This is a genomic window from Sphingomonas sanguinis, from assembly GCF_019297835.1.
GTDB classification, from domain to species: Bacteria; Pseudomonadota; Alphaproteobacteria; order Sphingomonadales; family Sphingomonadaceae; genus Sphingomonas; species Sphingomonas sanguinis_D.
Map to the genome: position 1 here is coordinate 1,536,059 of NZ_CP079203.1, position 16,388 is coordinate 1,552,446.

Here is a 16,388-nt window from a genome sequence, read left to right on the forward strand (position 1 = left end):
GCATGACGAAGCCCCGCACCCTGTTGGTCCTCGGCGGCGCCCGGTCGGGCAAGAGCCGCCATGCGCAGGCACTGGCCGAAGCGATGACGCCCACCGGCTGCTTCATCGCGACCGCGCAGGCCTGGGACGACGAGATGCGCGACCGGATCGCCCGGCACCAGGCCGATCGCGACGAACGCTGGACGACCGTCGAAGCGCCCATGGCCCTGTCGGAAGCGGTCGCCGAGCATAGCCGGGCCGACCGGGTGCTGCTGGTCGACTGTCTGACGCTCTGGCTGACCAACCTGTTGCTGGGGGAGGCCGATCTGGCGGCGGCGGGCGATGCGCTGGTCGCGGCGCTGGCAAACGCGCCCGGCCCGGTGGTGCTGGTCAGCAACGAGGTCGGCTTCGGCATCGTCCCCGACAATGCGCTCGCCCGGCGCTTCCGTGATGCGCAAGGCACGCTCAACCAGCGGCTGGCGCGGGTGTGCGATGCGACCGATCTGGTGGTGGCGGGGCTTCCCTTGCGGCTTTCAGGAGAGAAATGATGCGAACCGACGCCGAACATGCCGAGCGCATGGCCAAGAAAAAGGCCGCGCAGGACAGCAAGGTCGCCGCCCGCGACGCCGAAAAGGGCCTGATCATCGTCCATACCGGCAAGGGCAAGGGCAAGACGACTGCCGCGCTCGGCATGGTGATCCGCGCGGTCGGCCACGGCATGCGTGTCGGCATGGTCCAGTTCGTGAAGGGCGCGATGACCACCGGCGAGGCGGCGGTGCTGGCGCGCTTTCCCGAGGTGGATTTCCACGCCATGGGCGAAGGCTTCACCTGGAACACCCAGGACCGCAGCCGCGACATCGCCACCGCGCGCACCGCGTGGGAGGAGGTCAAGCGCATGATCGCCGACCCGTCCTACGACCTGATCGTCGCGGACGAGCTGAACATCGTACTTCGCTATGACTATCTGCCGGTGGACGAGGTGCTGGAGGTGCTCGGCACCAAGGGCGCGATGACGCATGTCGTCATTACCGGGCGGAATGCGCCCGACCCGCTGATCGACGCGGCGGACCTGGTGACCGACATGACGCAGGTGAAGCATCCCTTCCGCGAACAGGGTGTCAAGGCGCAGAAGGGGATCGAGTTTTAAGCCTACGTTGCGAGGGGTGCGCCAAACGGCGTCCCGCCCGTGGCCCTTCCCTCCCCCGGCCCCTCCCGCCTGCGGGAGGGGAGATTCTTGGGGCGAGCCGATGCCCTTTAAGCCCCTCCTCCCGGCAGGGGGGAGGGGTTTGGGGTGGGGGCTAAGCCACGGGCGACACGGCTTGGGGCGAGGCCCTCCCCCAGCCCAGTTGCGGGTGAACGATGCCCCGCATCGTTCAGGCCATGCCGGGGGCATGGCCGACCCGCAACTCGCCTGCGGGAGGGGAGCCGTGCGTGGCAGAACGACGGGCTCTATCACGCCTCCTCCCCCACCAAATCCCCACCCCGCCGCAGCAGATACACATCCATGATCCACCCATGGACCCGCCGCAGCTCGGCCCGGCGCGCGACGATCCGATCCGCCACATCCGCCAGCCGCCCGGCCTCGATCGCCTGTTGGCCCATGCCCAGATACGCCCCCCACCAGATGGCCGCATCCGGCTGGTCCAGCGTCGTGAAGGCGCAGCCGCCGTCGAGCATTACCGCCACGCTGTCCGCCCCCTCAGGCCAGCCGCCCTTGCGCAACCGCCGCCCGGTCGTGACCAAGACCGGCGCCCCGACCGCGTTGAACGGAATCGCATGCGCCGCACACAGCGCCTGGAGGCTGGTGATCCCCGGCACCACGCTCACCCGCTCGACCGATGCCAGCCGCCGGGCGATACGAATCGTGCTATCGTACAGCGAGGGATCACCCCAGACGAGCAGCGCCACGCGCCCGCCGCCCGGCAGATGCGCTGCGATCTCCGCCGCCCAGCGTTCGGCAATTGCATCGTGCCAATGCTCGACCGTATCGAGATAGGCCCCCTCGGCGGCGCGGACCGGCAGGTCGAACTCGACCACCCGCACGCTTGTGCCCGCCAGCACCTGCGCACAGATGTCGCGGCGCAGGTCGATCAGCTCGGCCTTGTCTTCCTTGCGCGGCAGCAGGATCAGGTCGGCGCTCCGCATCGCCGTCTCCGCCGCGCGGGTCAGGTGATCGGGATTGCCCGTGCCGATGCCGATCAGGTCGAGATGGATCACAGATCCTCCATCAGCGGGCCGTAGAGGATCAGCGCGGCCTTGTCCGACACGGCTTCCGCCAGCTGCGCGGCCAGCGCACCGATCGTCGCGCGGGTCAGCCGCTGGTCGGGACAGCCGACATGCTCCGCCATCAGCGCGGGGGTTTCCGGCGACAGGCCATGCGCGACCAGCGCCTCGACCAGCGCCGGGAAGGTCCGCTTGGGCATGAACACCACGGTCGTCGCGCCCGCATCCGCCAGCGCCGCCATGTTGCGGTCGGCGGGCAGCGCGCCGGTGACGTCATGGCCGGTCACGAACTGCACCCGCCGCGCCTCGGACCGCCGGGTCAGCGGCAGGCCCGCCGCCGCCGCCGCCGCGCTCGCCGTGCTGATACCGGGGACGATCTCGAAAGGGATGGCGGCAGCCTTCAGGGCGATGATCTCTTCCTCCAGCCGCCCAAAGATACCCGGATCGCCGGACTTCAGCCGGACGACGCGCTTGCCGCTCAGCGCATGGTCAACCAGCAGCCGGTCGATCTCACCCTGTTTGGGCGAGGCACGGCCCGCACGCTTGCCGACCGCGATCAGTTCGGCGTCGGCGCGGCAATGGGCCAGCATCGGCCCGGCGGCGAGATCGTCGAACAGCACGACATCGGCCGCGCCCAGACAGCGCACCGCCTTCAGCGTCAGCAGCTCGGGGTCGCCCGGCCCTGCGCCAACGAGGGATACGAATCCGCTCACCACCAGCGCGCCACCAGATGGAAGAAGGTGCCGGTCACGCCGCCACGCCGCGATCCGGTTTCGGGCACCGCCTCGCCTTGCGCATCGACGACATGGGCGAGCGGCGCATCGGGCTGTTCGAGCACGGTCGAGTAGTGAAACTCATGCCCGCCCAGCACCGCGCCCTCGGGCATCCCCGCGACCTCGCCGAGCAGGGTCGCGCGGCGATAGCCGAGATGCATCTTGCGCTTGGCATAGCTGGTGACAAGGCCGAGCAACCCCGCCATGCGGTGACTGACGCCCGCCGCATCGATCAGCGCCTCGCCCAGCGCCATATAGCCACCGCACTCGCCATGGATCGGCTTGGTCGCGGCATGGGCGGCGAGACCGGCGCGGAACGTCTCCGCTGCCGCCAGCCGTCCGGTATGGAGTTCGGGATAGCCGCCGGGGAGCCAAACCAGATCGGCCGATACATCGGGGGCTTGGTCGGCGAGCGGCGAGAAGGGCAATATCTCCGCCCCGCCCGCGCGCCAGCCCTCCAGCATATGCGGATAGACAAAGGAAAAGGCCGCATCCTGCGCCAGCGCGATCCGCTGCGCGGGCGGCGGGGGGAGCGTACCGGACACGGGCGTGACGGGCTTGGCATAGGCCGCCGCGCGGACCGCCTCCAGATCGACATGCGCCGCCAGAAACGCCGCATAGTCGCCGATCAGCCGGTCGAGTTCGGGATGCTCGACCGCTTGCACCAGCCCCAGATGCCGCTCGGGCAGGACCAGGTCGCCGCGCCGGGGCAGCGCGCCGAAGACCGGCAGGCCGATCTCCTCGAACCCCAGCTTCGCCAGCCGCTCGTGACGCGGGCTCGCCACCCGGTTGAGGATGACGCCCGCCACCCGCAAATCGGGGTCGTAGCGCGCAAAGCCCAGCGCGGTCGCCGCCGCCGACTGCGCCTGTCCCGACACGTCGATGACCAGGATCACCGGCCAGCCCATGCGCTTCGCGGTCTCCGCGCTGCTGCCCATGCCGGTTGCGCCCGGCCTGGCGACGCCGTCGAACAGGCCCATCGAACCTTCCGCCAGCACCAACTCGGCATCCGCCCCGCGCTGCCCCAGCGTATCGAGCAGAGCGGCGGGCATCGCCCAGCCGTCGAGGTTGAACGACGCCCGCCCGCATGCCGCACGGTGGAAGGCGGGGTCGATATAATCGGGGCCGCTCTTGAACGGCTGAACGCTAAGCCCCGCGTCGCGAAACGCGCGGAGCAGGCCCAGCATCACCGTCGTCTTGCCGGTGCCCGAGGCGGGCGCGGCGATCATCAATCCCGGCGTCATGCGAGGATGTTTCCCGGGCGATAGCGCCGGTCATAGCCCTCCGCGTACAGGCGGCTTTCGGCGAAATCGCTCTGGTCAAGCACGCGGCCGACCAGGATCAGCGCGGTCCGCTCCGGCCCATCGGCCGCAGCCTCCTCGATGGTGGACAGCGTCGCGCGGACGATACGCTGCTCGGGCCAGCTGGCGCGCCAGACGATCGCGACCGGGCAGTCGGCGCCATAATGCGGGGTCAGGTCGGCGACGACCTTGTCCAGATTGTGGATCGACAGATGGATGGCCAGCGTCGCGCCGGTCGCGGCGAAGGCGGTCAGCGACTCACCCTCCGGCATGGCGCTGGCGCGGCCGGGGGTGCGGGTCAGGATCACCGATTGCGCGATGCCGGGCAGGGTCAGCTCGCTTTCCAGCACCGCCGCGGCGGCTGCGAAGGACGGCACACCCGGCGTCACCGAGACGGGGATGCCCAGTTCGCGCAAACGCCGCACCTGCTCGCCCATCGCCGACCAGACCGACAGGTCGCCGGAATGGAGCCGGGCCACGTCCTGGCCTTTGGCGTGGGCTTCCGCAATCTCGGCCATGATCTCATCGAGCGTCATCGGCGCGGTGTTCACGATTTTCGCATCCGGCGGGCAATGCGCCAGCACCGCCTCAGGCACCAGCGATCCGGCATAGAGGCAAACCGGGCAGGCGGCGATCAGATCGCGGCCGCGCAGGGTCAGCAGGTCGGGGGCACCGGGTCCGGCGCCGATGAAGTGAACGGTCATCTCAATGTCCCTGGGCAATGGCGCAGGTCGCCATGCGGTCGGAGGAAATCACACGCAGGCCGACGATCCGCGCGCCCGGCCCGGCGGCGGCCAGCGCGACGGCTTCGGCGACGCTGCCGACCCCGCGTGCGGCCAAACTGACGGTCGAGCGGGTCGGGGTGTCGATGCCTGACAGCAGATCGGCGGCGACGCGGTGGACGACCAGCCCCTCGGCCTCGGCAAATGGCGCGATCACCCCGGCCCGGTCAGCGGGCACGGCCAGCGCATCGGGGCGCATGCCGGTGGCGGCCAGCGCGCTGCGGAAGGACTCGGAGGTCGCCTCCGCCCGGCATCCGAACCCGGCGATCACCATGCGACCCGCCACTGCACTATGGGATAGCTCGCCTTCCACCCCCGCTTGGTGCCGAGCGGTCGCGCACGCGCCAATTCGATGCGCAGCAGCTCCCCGCCATAACGGGCATGGCATTCGACCAGCAGCGCCTCGGTCTCCAACGTGACGGCGTGCGCGACCAGGCGACAGCGCGGCAGAGTCCGCAGCGCCTCGACCAGTGGCCGCGACAAGCCGCCGCCGACGAACACCGCATCGGGGTGCGGACGCTCGGCCAGCTCCGAAACCGCATCACCCTCGATCAGGTCCAGCCGGGTCAGGCCCAGCCGTGCGGCATTGTCGGCGGCGCGCGCGAGGCGTGCGGGATCGCGCTCGAAACCGATGGCGCGGGTGGTCGGGTCGCTCAGCAGCCATTCGATCGCGACCGATCCCGATCCGGTGCCGATGTCCCACAGCAACTCGCCCGGTCGCGGCGCGAGCGCCGACAGTGCCAGCGCGCGGACGGGGCGCTTGGTGATCTGTCCGTCATGCGCGAACCAGTCATCGTCCAGGCCACTCGCACGCGGCAGGATACGGCCCGACCCGGCAGGCTCGATCGCGACCGCGACCGGGTGGGCGATATCGGTCCAGTCGAGCGCGTCCGCCGTGCAGGCCCGCACCCGCTCGCGCGGACCGCCCAGCGCCTCCAGCACGGTCAGCGCGCTGTCGCCGAAGCCCTGTTCCGCCAGCCATGCGGCCAAGCCCGTCACCGAAGCGCCATCGCGCATCAGCGCCAGGATCCGCTGCCCCGGTGCCAGAAGCGGTCGCAGCGTCTCGACGGGACGCGCATGCAGTCCGACGCTGTGGATCGTCTCGACCGGCCAGCCCAGCCGCGCCGCCGCCAGCGACAAAGTGGACGGGGCCGGATAGGCGATCCACTCGCCCGGCTCCATCGCCCGTGTCACCACCGACCCCGCCCCGAACCAGAAGGGATCGCCCGAGGCGAGCATCACCACCCGCTCAGCCTTCCGTTCGAGCAGCATGGGAACGCCATCGGCAAAGGGGACGGGCCAGACGATCCGCTCGGCCCGGCCCTGCTCGGCCAGCAGCGACAGGTGACGCGGCGCGCCCATCACGCTATCGGCCGCCAGGATCGCGGCGCGCGCGGGGGCGGTCAGTCCGTCCCAGCCATCCTCGCCGATCCCGACGATCGTCAGCCACGCCTGGGAGTCAGCCATGCGCCATATCCTTCTGCTCGGCGGCACGACCGAAGCGAGCGCCCTGGCCACCGCGCTGGCCGCGCGGGGCGAGCGGGCGGTGTTGAGCTATGCGGGCCGTACCGAAGCCCCGCGCGCGCAGGCGATCCCGACGCGGGTCGGCGGTTTCGGCGGTATCGAGGGGCTGGCCGAGTATCTGCGCCGCGAAGGCGTGACCCATCTGGTCGACGCCACCCATCCCTTTGCCGCGCGGATCAGTGCCAATGCGATTGCGGCGGCGGAGTTGGCGGGCGTCCCCCTTCTCGCGCTGACCCGACCCGAATGGGTGGAGACGCCCGGCGACCGCTGGACCCGCGTGGCGGATACCGAACAGGCGGTGGCCGCACTCGGCTCCGATCCGGCGCGCGTCTTCCTGGCGCTCGGGCGTCAGACCATCGACAACTTCGCCAGCGCGCCGCAGCATTTCTACCTGCTGCGCTTCGTCGATGCCGCCGCGCCGCCCGCGCTGCCCCGCCACCATCTGGTCGTGGACCGAGGTCCCTTTACGCTGACTGGCGAACTGGCGCTGCTGCGTGAACATCGAATCCAGATAGTCGTCGCTAAGAACGCGGGGGGCTCCGGCGCTAGGGCGAAGCTGGATGCGGCGCGCGAACTCGGGCTGCCGGTCGTGATGATCGACCGGCCCTTCATCCCGCCCCGCCGTCAGGTGAGCAGCGTCGCCGCCGTGCTGGATTGGCTGGATCACGGCGTCGTCCGGGGAGTGTAGAGGATCGGCCGTCCGGCGTGCGGGATCATCCGCGTGCGGCTGGAGCCGATGATGACGACGGTGCGCATATCGGCCATCTCGCCGCGCGCTTCCGGCAGGGGCACGATGCGCAAATGCTCCTCGGGTGTGGAAACGGCGCGGGCGAACAGCACCGGGCGGTCATCCCCGCATGTCTCGCGCAGCAGCGCAAAGGCCGCGTCCAGCGCATCGGGCCGCGCCTTGGACCGGGGATTATAAAGCGCGATGGCGAAATCCGCCTCTGCCGCCAGCGCCAGCCGCCGCTCGATCAGCGCTTGGGGCTTGAGGTTATCCGACAGGTTGATCGCACAGAAATCATGGCCCAGCGGCGCGCCCGCCCGCGCGCTCGCCGCCAGCATTGCGGTGATGCCGGGCAGGACACGGATGTCGAGGTCATGCCAGCGGGCGGGATCTTCCTCGACCCGCTCGAAGATCGCCGCTGCCATCGCGAACACCCCCGGATCGCCCGAAGACACGACGACCACGCGCCCCCCCGCCTCCGCCATCTCCAGCGCATGGAGCGCCCGGTCGCGCTCGACCCGGTTGTCGCTGGCGTGGCGGGTCAGGCCGGGCCGCTCGGGGACGCGCGCGACGTAAGGGATATAGCCGACGACATCGGTCGCCTCGGCGAGCGCCGCCGACACCTCGGGCGTGACCATCGCCTCCGCGCCCGGCCCGAGCCCGACGACGATCAGCCAGCCGCTCATGGCCGCCGCCCCTGGCCGTGGATCAGCGCAATGGAGAAATAGGGGGCGGGAGCATCTTCCACCTCTGCCAGTCGGCGGACGCGCTCCCCGGCCTGGGCGGCGTGTTCGACCAGCCAGGCCTGCTCCGTCCGTCCCGCCGCCGCGATCGCGCGGCGCAGCTTGGGCAGATGGCGGCCGATCTTCATCACGACCAGCGCGTCGGTCTCGGCGATGCGGCGGGTCAGTTCCGGCTCGGGCAGGGTCGCCATCGCGACGGTCAGCACATCGTCGCCCCAGGTGATCGGCGCGCCGCTGGCGGTCCAGGCGCCCGACATGCCGGTGATGCCGGGCACCACTGCGACGGGCACATGATCCTTCAACCGGCTGTGCAGGTGCATGAACGAGCCGTAGAAGAATGGGTCGCCCTCACATAGGACCACCACATCCTCGCCGCCCTGCACCAGCGAGAGGATATGCGCAGTGCATGCCGCATAGAAGGCCGACAGGCACTCATTGTAGCGCGGGTCGGTGAACAGGATCTCGGTTGTGACCGGATAGTCCATCGGATACTCGACCACATCGTCGCGGAGCATACCCTCTACGATGGTGCGCGCATGGCCACGTCGTCCGGCCTTGCGGAAATAGGCAACGTGCTTGGCACCGCGTACCAGCCGGTCGGCGCGGACGCTCATCAGGTCCGCCGCGCCCGGCCCCAGGCCCACGCCGTGAACGGTCCCCGTCATTCGGCGCGGCTCGCCAGCGCGTTGATCGCCGCCACCGTGATCGCGCTGCCGCCGGGGCGGCCCTTCACGATAGCGCACGGGACCGGCTGTGCTTCCCAGAGCGCGTCCTTCGACTCCATCGCGCCGACGAAACCGACCGGACAGCCGATGATCGCCGCCGGGCGTGGGCAGTGGGGGTCTTCGAGCATGGTCAGCAGATGGAAGAGCGCGGTCGGCGCATTGCCGATCGCCACCAGCGCGCCTGCCAGATGCGGCCGCCACAGCTCCAGCGCGGCGGCGGAACGGGTCGTGCCCATTTCCTCGGCCAGCGCGGGCACAGCGGGATCGCGCAGCGTACAGATCACCGGATTGTCGGCGGGCAGCCGCGCGCGCGTAACCCCCTCGCTGACCATATGCGCGTCGCACAGGATCGCCGCGCCGTTCGCCAGCGCCTGCCGCCCCGCCACCGCGAAACCGGCGGAGAAATGGATCGACGGCGCCAGCTCGACCAGCCCGGCGGCATGAATCATGCGCACCGCGACCGGCTCTTCCTCCGCATCGAAGCGCGCCAGCTCCGCCTCGGCGCGAATGATGGCGAAGGACTGGCGATAGATCGCCGCGCCATCGGTTTCGTAAGTGTACGGCATCAACAGGCTCCGAGAAGCGCGACCGCCCGCTCGGGCGTCAATCCGGTGTGAAGGGGCGCGGCCCCGGCGCGGGCGTGTCTGGCCAGATCGAAAGCCCCCTCCCGCCCGGTCAGCACCCAGTCCGCTGCCCGTGCCCGTGCGCAGCCCTTCGCGCAACCCGAGACGTGCAGGCGGCCGTCGATCAGCGGTGCGAGCCGGGTGGCCAACCCACGGGTTTCGACACTCGCCTGCGGACAGGCAGGCGCGCCGACACAGGCATCGACGTGCAGGATCGGGCTGTCGGCGAGAAGCATTCCGGCGACGGGCACGGTTGCGACGCCCTCCGCGATCAGCAACCGCCACGGGGTGAGGCGAACGGCGCAACCATGCGAACGAACGAACGCCGCCAGCGAGGCGGCGTCGATCCGGCCGAAGGGCAGTCCATAAACCGCCCCGATCGGATGCGCGCCCGGCTGCATCGGTTTGCCGGATGCGGGTACGGCGTCGCCTTGGGCCCAGTCGGGCAGGGCCACCTTGTGGCGCGCCATTCGCCCGGCCGCGTGTCCGCCGCTTTCGCTGAACCAGTGCGCCAGCCGAATCAGGGCGTCGACCGCGTTGGACCGCGTCACGGCGACACCGCTCGACCGCCTATCCCCACGCAGCGCCAGGGTGCCAGTGGCGGTCCTCTCGATACGGAAATCCCCGGGCGCATCCATGACTATCGGCGACGGCCCCGCATCGATGATAAAGCCCACCTTGCCCGGCAGTTCGGGCAGTTCGGCCAGGCGCGCCCGCAATTCGCTCGCGATGGCATGACTATCGTCGCCCTCACGCCAATCCGGGTTGATAAGGATCGCCCCCCGCCCCTCCGACACCGGATTGGGATCAACCAGCCCCAACGCCTGCAACTCCGCCAGCAGCGTGGACCAGTTCGCCTCGGCCACACCCCGGATTTGCAGGTTCGCACGCACCGTCAGGTCGATCTGGCCATTGCCGTGGCGGATCGCGCCCGCGCACAGCCCTTCGGCCTGTTCCGCCGTCAACCGTCCCAGCGGCGGCCGAACGCGGACCAGCAGCCCGTCGCCCGCCATCATCGGCCGGAACGCATCGGGGCACCAGCCCTTGACCACGAAGCCGCTCATGCCGCGCCGTCCAGCATGGCGAGCACCGAATTGCGCCGCGTCCGCCACAGCCCCGCCTTGTGAAGCGCCGCGAACCGCGCCTCCATCGCCTTCAACGCCGCCGGGTTCGCCTGCGCCATGAAGTCGCGCACGGCATCCTGCGCCAAGGTCGCATCCCAATACAGGTCGATCAGCGCGGCGGGCACCGCCTCCGCCAGATGCGCGAAGCTGCCCAGATGGTCGAGCGTCGCGGCAATCTCCGCCGCGCCCCGGAAACCATGCGCCATCATCCCCGCCACCCAGCGCGGATTGGCGGCGCGGGCATGGACGGTGCGCGCGATCTCCTCGGCGAGCGTCCGCGCCTTGGGGTTGGCGGGATCGCGCGTGTCGAGATGATAGAGCGCCGCCCCGCCCTCCCCCAAAGCCGCTCGTGCCGCCGCGAACCCCGCCTGATGCGCGGCATAGTCGGCGGCGAGCAGCAGGTCGCTTTCGGGCAGGTCGTGAAGGTGGACGAACGCCTGCGCCCCCGCCACCCGCGCGGCGATCCCTGCCACATCGCGCCGGTCGCCATCGTCGAGCGCGGTCGCCGAAGCCGCGAGCCAGCTCTGCCCCGCCTCGATCCGTGCCGCCTCGTCATAGCCCGCATTTGGGTCCAGCCCGATGCCATAGCGTCCCGGCGCGGGGCCATAGACGCGCGGGCTCGCCTGTCCGACGAACGGATTCCATTCGGCCGTTTCGTCCCGCTGGCCGAGCGCGCGCACCGCCTGCCCGAACAGCGCGACCAGATGCGGGAAGGCGTCGCGGAACAGCCCCGACACGCGCAGCGTCACATCGACACGCGGCCGGTCGAAGCGCATCAGCGGCATCACCTCGAACCCCGTCACCCGCTCGGAACGATGGTCCCAGACCGGCTCGACCCCGATCAGGTGCAGCGCCATGGCGAATTCCTCGCCCGCCGTGCGCATCGTCGCCGAGCCCCAGAGATCGACGATCAGGGTGCGAAGGTGATCGCCCTCCTCCTGCATATGGCGGCGGATCAGTTCCTCGGCGAGCTTCACGCCCTGGAGATGTGCGGCCCGGCTCGGCAACGCGCGCGGATCGATGGCGTAAAGGTTGCGCCCCGTGGGCAGCACATCGGCGCGCCCACGATAGGGCGAACCCGAAGGCCCCGCCGGAACGCGCTTTCCATCCAGCCCGGCGAGCAACCCCGCCCGCTCCGCCACGCCCTGTTCACCGCGCCCGAAGACGTGAAGCCCCTCGCCGAACTGGCTGTCCTTCACGTCGCAGACGAATGCGTCGATCCGCGCCAGCGGATCCTCCGCCCCCGCCAGCCCCAGCGTCTCGCCCAGTCCGACGCTGTCTGCCTCCTCGGCGATGCTGGCGCGCAGCCGGTCGCGGCGGGCGGGGTCGAGGCCGTCGGCATTGGCATATTCGTCGAGCAGCGCCTCCAGCCGCCCCAGCCCCGCACCTGTCTCCGCCTGCACCAGCGCCGGGGGAACATGCCCGATCGTCACCGCGCCCAGCCGCCTTTTGGCCTGCGCCGCCTCGCCCGGATCGTTGACGATGAAGGGATAAAGGACCGGCCAGTCTTTGGTCAGCGCTTCCGGCCAGCAGCCATCGGACAGCGCGACCGCCTTGCCCGGCAGCCACTCCAGCGTCCCGTGCGCGCCGACATGGACCAGCGCGTCGATCCGTTGCGCGCGGAGCCAAAGATAAAAAGCGACGTAACCGTGGCGCGGGCAGCGCGAGAGGTCGTGATAATCGTCGGCCCGCGCCCCCCGCCGCCCGCGCTCGGGCTGGAGCGCGACGATGGCCTTGCCGAGCGTCAGGGCCGGAAAATGGAAGGAGTCGCCCTCGACCAGCGGGTCGTCCTCGACCGCGCCCCAGCTTTCGGTAAGGTCGACGCGCAGACTTTCGGGAAGAGCGGCCAGGGCCTCGCGATAGGCGGCGACGGGCCAGGCGATCCGGTTGCCGAGCAGCGCGGCGGGCAGATCGGGCTGCGGTTTCACATCATAACCCGCCTCACCCAGATCGGCGAGGATCGCCGCAGTCGAGGCAAAGCCGTCCAGCCCGACCGCATGCGCCGCCTGCCAGTCCTTGCCCGGATAGGTCGACAGCAGGATCGCGAGGCGCCGCTCCGCCGCCGGAGTCGCCGCCAGCCTCGCCCAGCCCGCCACCTTGTCCGCTACGGCGGCGATCCGCCCGGGCTCGGCGCGATGGAGGCGCAGGGCGATATCGAAGTCGGGGTCGCGCTCTCCCGGCTGCTTGAAGCTGACCACGCCCGCGAACAGGCGTCCGTCGATCTCGGGCAGGACGACGTGCATGGCGAGGTCGGCGGGCGACAGGCCGCGCGCGGCGCCCTCCCAGCCCGCCCGGTCGCTGGTGGCGAGTGCCACCTGAAAGACCGGCACACCTGCGCCGTCGAGCGAGGTGGTGTCGTCCTCGCCGCGTGCAGAAAAAGCGGTGGCGTTGATGATCGCGGCGGGGGTGAGGGCTTCGACCCAGCGCGCGACCCAGGGGCCTGCGCCCTCGGCTTTCAGCGAGGGGACGAACAGGGCGATGGGGTCGAAGCCGCGTTCGGACAGCGCGGTGTGGAGGGCGACGATGGGTTCGATGTCGGCGGCGGCGAGATAGGCGCGGTAGAAGGTGATCAGGACGCGGGGGCGGGTCGTCGTAAGCAGGGTCGCGGCGGGGCAAGCGACGCCCTCGAGGGACCAGCTGCCAACGGGAGCGATTTGTGGAGAGGGCCCTCCCCCATCCCCTCCCGCCTGCGGGAGGGGCATGCTCGGGGCGACTGTTTCGCGCAAAAGCCCCTCTCCCGGCAGGGGGAGGGGTTGGGGAGGGGCAAGAGCCACAGGCGACAACGCCGCGATTTCACGCAAAGCCAAAGCCGCCGCATCTGCCCCGCCCGCATCACACAACGCCGTCAACCGCCGAACCAACCCGGCATCCACGGTCGACGCCGCCACCAACCGCCGGTCCTCGCGCCCGTCCGCCGCCAGCACCGCCAGCGCGATCCCCCGCTCCCGCGCCAGCCGTTCGACCTCACGCAGGCCGTAATCCCAATAGGCCGCGCCGCCGATCAGCCGGATCAGGATCGCCTTCGCATGCACCAAGGTCTGCTCGACATAGGTGTCGACCGACAGCGGGTGGATCAAGGCCGCCAGATTGGCGAGCCGCAGCGACCAGGAAAATCCCCCCGCCCGCCAGCCCGCCGCAAAGGCACTGAGGTCGCTGTCGGAGAAGGACAGCACGACCACGTCACCGGGGCGCTGCCCCAGATCCTGTGGAACGGCTTGTTCCTCCAGCCCATGGCTCTCGCGAAAGACGAGATGCACGTGTTCAGCCCTTCAGCACGGCCTCGATCGAAGGCCGGTCGATGCGGTCATGCTCGGCGATGACGACCAGTTGCGTGCCGCGCGGCTCGCCCGCGCCCCAGGGGCGGTCGTAGCTGGTGCGCACCCGGCGGCCGACCGCCTGGACCAGCAGCCGCATTGGCTTGCCCGTAACGGCGGCATAGCCCTTCACCCGCAGGATATCCTGCTGTTCGGCCAGCGTCACGATGCGCGTGGCGATCGCCTCGGGGCTGTCCACCTCGCCCAGAATCACCGAGATGCTGTCGAAATCGTCATGCTCGTGATCGTCCGCGCCGTCATGATGCGAGGGGCGTGCGGCGATGTCGTCCTCGGCGGCCGCCTCTAGGCCCAGCACGATCTCGGCAGAGACGATGCCGTCGACCGCCTCGACCATCGGCAGCGGGCGCGGGGCTTCGGCGGCGATGATCGCGCGGGCCTTGGCGACGCCCTCCGGCCCGGCGAGGTCCGCCTTGGTCAGCAGGACGATGTCGGCACAAGCCAGTTGGTCCTCGAACACCTCCGACAGTGGCGTTTCATGGTCGAGGCTGGGGTCGGCGGCCCGCTGCGCCTCCACCGCGTCGAGATCGGGGGCGAAGCGGCCCGCCGCGACGGCCTCGGCATCGGCTAGCGCCACCACGCCGTCAACGGTGATGCGCGAGCGAATGGCGGGCCAGTCGAAGGCCTTCAACAGCGGCTTGGGCAGCGCCAGACCCGAGGTCTCGATCAGGATGTGATCGGGGCGCGGCTCCATGGCCAGCAGCTTCTCGACCGTCGGGATGAAGTCGTCGGCGACCGTGCAGCAGATACAGCCATTGGCCAGCTCGACGATATTCTCCGCCGGGCAATCGGGGATGGCGCAGGATTGCAGGATGTCGCCGTCGACGCCCAAAGTGCCGAATTCGTTGACCACCACCGCCAGGCGACGGCCGCCCGCGTTGCGAATCAGATGGCTGATAAGCGTGGTTTTCCCTGCGCCCAGAAAGCCGGTGACGATGGTGACGGGGACCTTGGAAAGGTCACGCATGGTAATTCTCCGACGCGCCGGACGAGCGAGCGCGGACGCGGGGCCGATCGCCAGAGCGGTGACGGACGGGCGCGCGACATGCGTCCACCCCGCTGAACCGGCGACCGATGCGGCCCCGGCCGCATGGCTTCGTCGCTCCCCGACGGAGAACCGTGCCCCGACCACCCCCTGGGTCCAGGCAAGAGCGACCATGACGCCGGCAGGTCTCCTGGCTTGCGGGTCAAAGCGAAGGGATGCGCCTTCCCGGATCACTCCAGTGGCCGTGCCCTCATAAGAGCACCAGCATCGCTCGCTCACCGCTTACAGTTGCAGGGACAGCCGGGGATTTGCACCCCATTCCCGTTTAAAGCCCTTGCGGGCACCGGCGCGATCTTCGGACGGCTTATCACCCTCCGATCAGCGGCATTTATCCCGCCGCGCCGGGCTTGGCAATTCGCGCCTCCATCGCCGCGAACCCGCGCCAGCGATAGAGGAGGAAGCTCGCGCCCCAGCAGACCACGAACAGCCCGACGATCGCGAAGCCCAGCACGTTGAAATGCTCGGCCAGCGCGCCCGCATAGCGGAACGGCCCCGCCGTCCAGCCGAACCGCTCGGCGAGCAGCGCGGTCGCCTGGATGCCGCCGATCACCAGCGCAACCAGCGCCGAGACCAAAGTGATCGTCATGTTGTAGTAGAGCTTGCGAAGCGGATGGACGAACGCCCACTCATAGGCGCCCAGCATCACCAGCCCATCCGCCGTGTCGATCAACGCCATGCCGACCGCGAACAGCACCGGGAATACCAGGATCGTCGCCAGCGACACCCCGTCCGCCGCGTGCGAACCCGACAGGCCCAGGATCGCCACCTCGGTCGCGGTGTCGAAGCCCAGCCCGAACAGGAACCCCAGCGGCGCCATGTGCCAGCTGCGCCGGATCAGCCGGAAGAGCGGCCGGAACAGACGCGACAAAGGCCCCTGCCCCGAAAACATCATGTCGGCATCGGCCTCCGCCATCGGCTCGCCCCGCGCCACCCGGCGGAAGCGGGTCCAGACATCGCGCAGGATGATCAGGTTCATGATTGCGATGGCGAAAAGGAAGCTGGCCGAGACGATGGTGGCAATGGTCCCGCCGCTCTGCCCGAACGCCTCGAAGTCGGACAGAGTGCTCGCCGCCAGCGCCACGGTGGTCGCGGCGATCAGGACGATGGCGGAATGGCCGAGCGCGAACCACAGGCCGACCGCGATAGGCCTCTGGCCGTCCTGCATCAGCTTGCGCGTGACATTGTCGATGGCGGCGATGTGATCGGCATCGACCGCGTGGCGCAGGCCCAGGCTGTAGGCGAGCAAAGCCGTACCGAGCATCAGGCTGTTGCCCGCAAAGACGCTGAACGCCCAGCCCCAGACGGCGATATTGACGATGACCAATGCCCCCATCAGCAGCGTGACGCGACGCTTGAGCGAAGGGCGTGTCAGCGGGGGATGGGCGGAAACTTCGGACATGGGCGGATCACGCCTTGCACAGCGCCGTTGCGACTAAGGCCGCCCCTCCGCTTTCGCGGCGGTCCCCAGGCCCGAGCGGGCGCACGCC

At 70.1% G+C, this 16,388-nt stretch carries 16 protein-coding genes and 1 riboswitch; of the genes, 3 read left to right on the forward strand and 13 right to left on the reverse strand.

Annotated elements, in window-relative coordinates; translation table 11 throughout:
- Positions 1–2: 2 nt before the first annotated feature.
- Both cobU and cobO read left to right on the forward strand, forming a co-directional pair.
- Entirely contained in the window at positions 3–527 is a 525-nt protein-coding gene (cobU, locus tag KV697_RS07040) for a bifunctional adenosylcobinamide kinase/adenosylcobinamide-phosphate guanylyltransferase (RefSeq protein WP_219020687.1), read from the forward strand.
- Positions 527–1,126, forward strand: a complete 600-nt coding sequence (cobO, locus tag KV697_RS07045) for a cob(I)yrinic acid a,c-diamide adenosyltransferase (RefSeq protein ID WP_374011396.1) — start codon at positions 527–529, stop codon at positions 1,124–1,126. Before cobU ends, cobO begins: the two co-directional genes overlap by 1 nt.
- A 305-nt stretch (positions 1,127–1,431) precedes the next feature.
- On the opposite strand, the gene cobF is transcribed toward cobO, so the two are convergent.
- The 6 genes from cobF to cbiE are packed head-to-tail and all read right to left on the reverse strand — an operon-like array spanning position 1,432 to position 6,525.
- The gene (gene cobF, locus KV697_RS07050; RefSeq protein ID WP_219020689.1) at positions 1,432–2,196 is read right to left on the reverse strand and encodes a precorrin-6A synthase (deacetylating); all 765 of its coding nucleotides are present in this window, start codon (positions 2,194–2,196) and stop codon (positions 1,432–1,434) included.
- Positions 2,193–2,915: a uroporphyrinogen-III C-methyltransferase gene (cobA, locus tag KV697_RS07055; RefSeq protein WP_219020690.1), complete on the reverse strand. Its 723-nt coding sequence runs from the start codon at positions 2,913–2,915 to the stop codon at positions 2,193–2,195. Before cobA ends, cobF begins: the two co-directional genes overlap by 4 nt.
- Positions 2,912–4,219 carry a cobyrinate a,c-diamide synthase gene (locus KV697_RS07060; protein WP_219020691.1) on the reverse strand — a complete coding sequence of 436 codons (1,308 nt, stop codon included), beginning with the start codon at positions 4,217–4,219 and terminating at the stop codon, positions 2,912–2,914. The genes cobA and KV697_RS07060 overlap by 4 nt, the downstream gene beginning before the upstream one ends.
- A complete protein-coding gene (gene cobM, locus KV697_RS07065) occupies positions 4,216–4,980 on the reverse strand; it encodes a precorrin-4 C(11)-methyltransferase (RefSeq protein WP_219020692.1) in 765 nt (254 codons plus the stop codon). Before cobM ends, KV697_RS07060 begins: the two co-directional genes overlap by 4 nt.
- Before the next feature lies 1 nt (position 4,981).
- Positions 4,982–5,332 carry a cobalamin biosynthesis protein gene (locus KV697_RS07070; RefSeq protein WP_219020693.1) on the reverse strand — a complete coding sequence of 117 codons (351 nt, stop codon included), beginning with the start codon at positions 5,330–5,332 and terminating at the stop codon, positions 4,982–4,984.
- The gene (gene cbiE, locus KV697_RS07075; RefSeq protein WP_219020694.1) at positions 5,326–6,525 is read right to left on the reverse strand and encodes a precorrin-6y C5,15-methyltransferase (decarboxylating) subunit CbiE; all 1,200 of its coding nucleotides are present in this window, start codon (positions 6,523–6,525) and stop codon (positions 5,326–5,328) included. Before cbiE ends, KV697_RS07070 begins: the two co-directional genes overlap by 7 nt.
- On the opposite strand from cbiE, the gene KV697_RS07080 reads away from it, so the two are divergent.
- The gene (locus KV697_RS07080; protein ID WP_219020695.1) at positions 6,524–7,270 is read left to right on the forward strand and encodes a cobalt-precorrin-6A reductase; all 747 of its coding nucleotides are present in this window, start codon (positions 6,524–6,526) and stop codon (positions 7,268–7,270) included. The two genes, cbiE and KV697_RS07080, sit on opposite strands and share 2 nt — an antisense overlap.
- On the opposite strand, the gene cobJ is transcribed toward KV697_RS07080, so the two are convergent.
- The 7 genes from cobJ to KV697_RS07115 all read right to left on the reverse strand — a co-directional run bounded on the left by cobJ (position 7,246) and on the right by KV697_RS07115 (position 16,300).
- Positions 7,246–7,995 carry a precorrin-3B C(17)-methyltransferase gene (gene cobJ / locus KV697_RS07085; protein ID WP_219020696.1) on the reverse strand — a complete coding sequence of 250 codons (750 nt, stop codon included), beginning with the start codon at positions 7,993–7,995 and terminating at the stop codon, positions 7,246–7,248. The genes KV697_RS07080 and cobJ overlap by 25 nt on opposite strands.
- Entirely contained in the window at positions 7,992–8,717 is a 726-nt protein-coding gene (locus tag KV697_RS07090; RefSeq protein ID WP_219020697.1) for a precorrin-2 C(20)-methyltransferase, read from the reverse strand. The genes cobJ and KV697_RS07090 overlap by 4 nt, the downstream gene beginning before the upstream one ends.
- On the reverse strand, positions 8,714–9,343 hold the full coding sequence (locus KV697_RS07095; RefSeq protein ID WP_219020698.1) for a precorrin-8X methylmutase: 630 nt from the start codon (positions 9,341–9,343) through the stop codon (positions 8,714–8,716). Before KV697_RS07095 ends, KV697_RS07090 begins: the two co-directional genes overlap by 4 nt.
- On the reverse strand, positions 9,343–10,464 hold the full coding sequence (locus tag KV697_RS07100) for a cobalamin biosynthesis protein CobG (RefSeq protein ID WP_219020699.1): 1,122 nt from the start codon (positions 10,462–10,464) through the stop codon (positions 9,343–9,345). The genes KV697_RS07095 and KV697_RS07100 overlap by 1 nt, the downstream gene beginning before the upstream one ends.
- On the reverse strand, positions 10,461–13,781 hold the full coding sequence (gene cobN, locus KV697_RS07105) for a cobaltochelatase subunit CobN (RefSeq protein WP_219020700.1): 3,321 nt from the start codon (positions 13,779–13,781) through the stop codon (positions 10,461–10,463). Before cobN ends, KV697_RS07100 begins: the two co-directional genes overlap by 4 nt.
- A gap of 4 nt (positions 13,782–13,785) precedes the next feature.
- Positions 13,786–14,823 carry a cobalamin biosynthesis protein CobW gene (gene cobW, locus KV697_RS07110; protein ID WP_219020701.1) on the reverse strand — a complete coding sequence of 346 codons (1,038 nt, stop codon included), beginning with the start codon at positions 14,821–14,823 and terminating at the stop codon, positions 13,786–13,788.
- A gap of 181 nt (positions 14,824–15,004) precedes the next feature.
- Positions 15,005–15,204, reverse strand: a riboswitch (cobalamin riboswitch).
- A 25-nt stretch (positions 15,205–15,229) separates the two neighbouring features.
- Positions 15,230–16,300: a HoxN/HupN/NixA family nickel/cobalt transporter gene (locus tag KV697_RS07115; RefSeq protein ID WP_219020702.1), complete on the reverse strand. Its 1,071-nt coding sequence runs from the start codon at positions 16,298–16,300 to the stop codon at positions 15,230–15,232.
- Between the last annotated feature and the right edge of the window lie 88 nt (positions 16,301–16,388).

What these genes read in the sequence shown, in the direction of transcription:
- cobU (WP_219020687.1), top strand. Translation starts at nt 3, where the DNA reads ATGACGAAGCCCCGCACCCTGTTGGTCCTCGGCGGCGCCCGGTCGGGC.
- cobO (WP_374011396.1), top strand. Translation starts at nt 527, where the DNA reads ATGCGAACCGACGCCGAACATGCCGAGCGCATGGCCAAGAAAAAGGCC.
- KV697_RS07060 (WP_219020691.1), bottom strand. Translation starts at nt 4,219, where the DNA reads ATGACGCCGGGATTGATGATCGCCGCGCCCGCCTCGGGCACCGGCAAG.
- cobM (WP_219020692.1), bottom strand. Translation starts at nt 4,980, where the DNA reads ATGACCGTTCACTTCATCGGCGCCGGACCCGGTGCCCCCGACCTGCTG.
- KV697_RS07070 (WP_219020693.1), bottom strand. Translation starts at nt 5,332, where the DNA reads ATGGTGATCGCCGGGTTCGGATGCCGGGCGGAGGCGACCTCCGAGTCC.
- KV697_RS07080 (WP_219020695.1), top strand. Translation starts at nt 6,524, where the DNA reads ATGCGCCATATCCTTCTGCTCGGCGGCACGACCGAAGCGAGCGCCCTG.
- cbiE (WP_219020694.1), bottom strand. Translation starts at nt 6,525, where the DNA reads ATGGCTGACTCCCAGGCGTGGCTGACGATCGTCGGGATCGGCGAGGAT.
- cobJ (WP_219020696.1), bottom strand. Translation starts at nt 7,995, where the DNA reads ATGAGCGGCTGGCTGATCGTCGTCGGGCTCGGGCCGGGCGCGGAGGCG.
- KV697_RS07090 (WP_219020697.1), bottom strand. Translation starts at nt 8,717, where the DNA reads ATGACGGGGACCGTTCACGGCGTGGGCCTGGGGCCGGGCGCGGCGGAC.
- KV697_RS07095 (WP_219020698.1), bottom strand. Translation starts at nt 9,343, where the DNA reads ATGCCGTACACTTACGAAACCGATGGCGCGGCGATCTATCGCCAGTCC.
- KV697_RS07100 (WP_219020699.1), bottom strand. Translation starts at nt 10,464, where the DNA reads ATGAGCGGCTTCGTGGTCAAGGGCTGGTGCCCCGATGCGTTCCGGCCG.
- cobW (WP_219020701.1), bottom strand. Translation starts at nt 14,823, where the DNA reads ATGCGTGACCTTTCCAAGGTCCCCGTCACCATCGTCACCGGCTTTCTG.
- KV697_RS07115 (WP_219020702.1), bottom strand. Translation starts at nt 16,300, where the DNA reads ATGTCCGAAGTTTCCGCCCATCCCCCGCTGACACGCCCTTCGCTCAAG.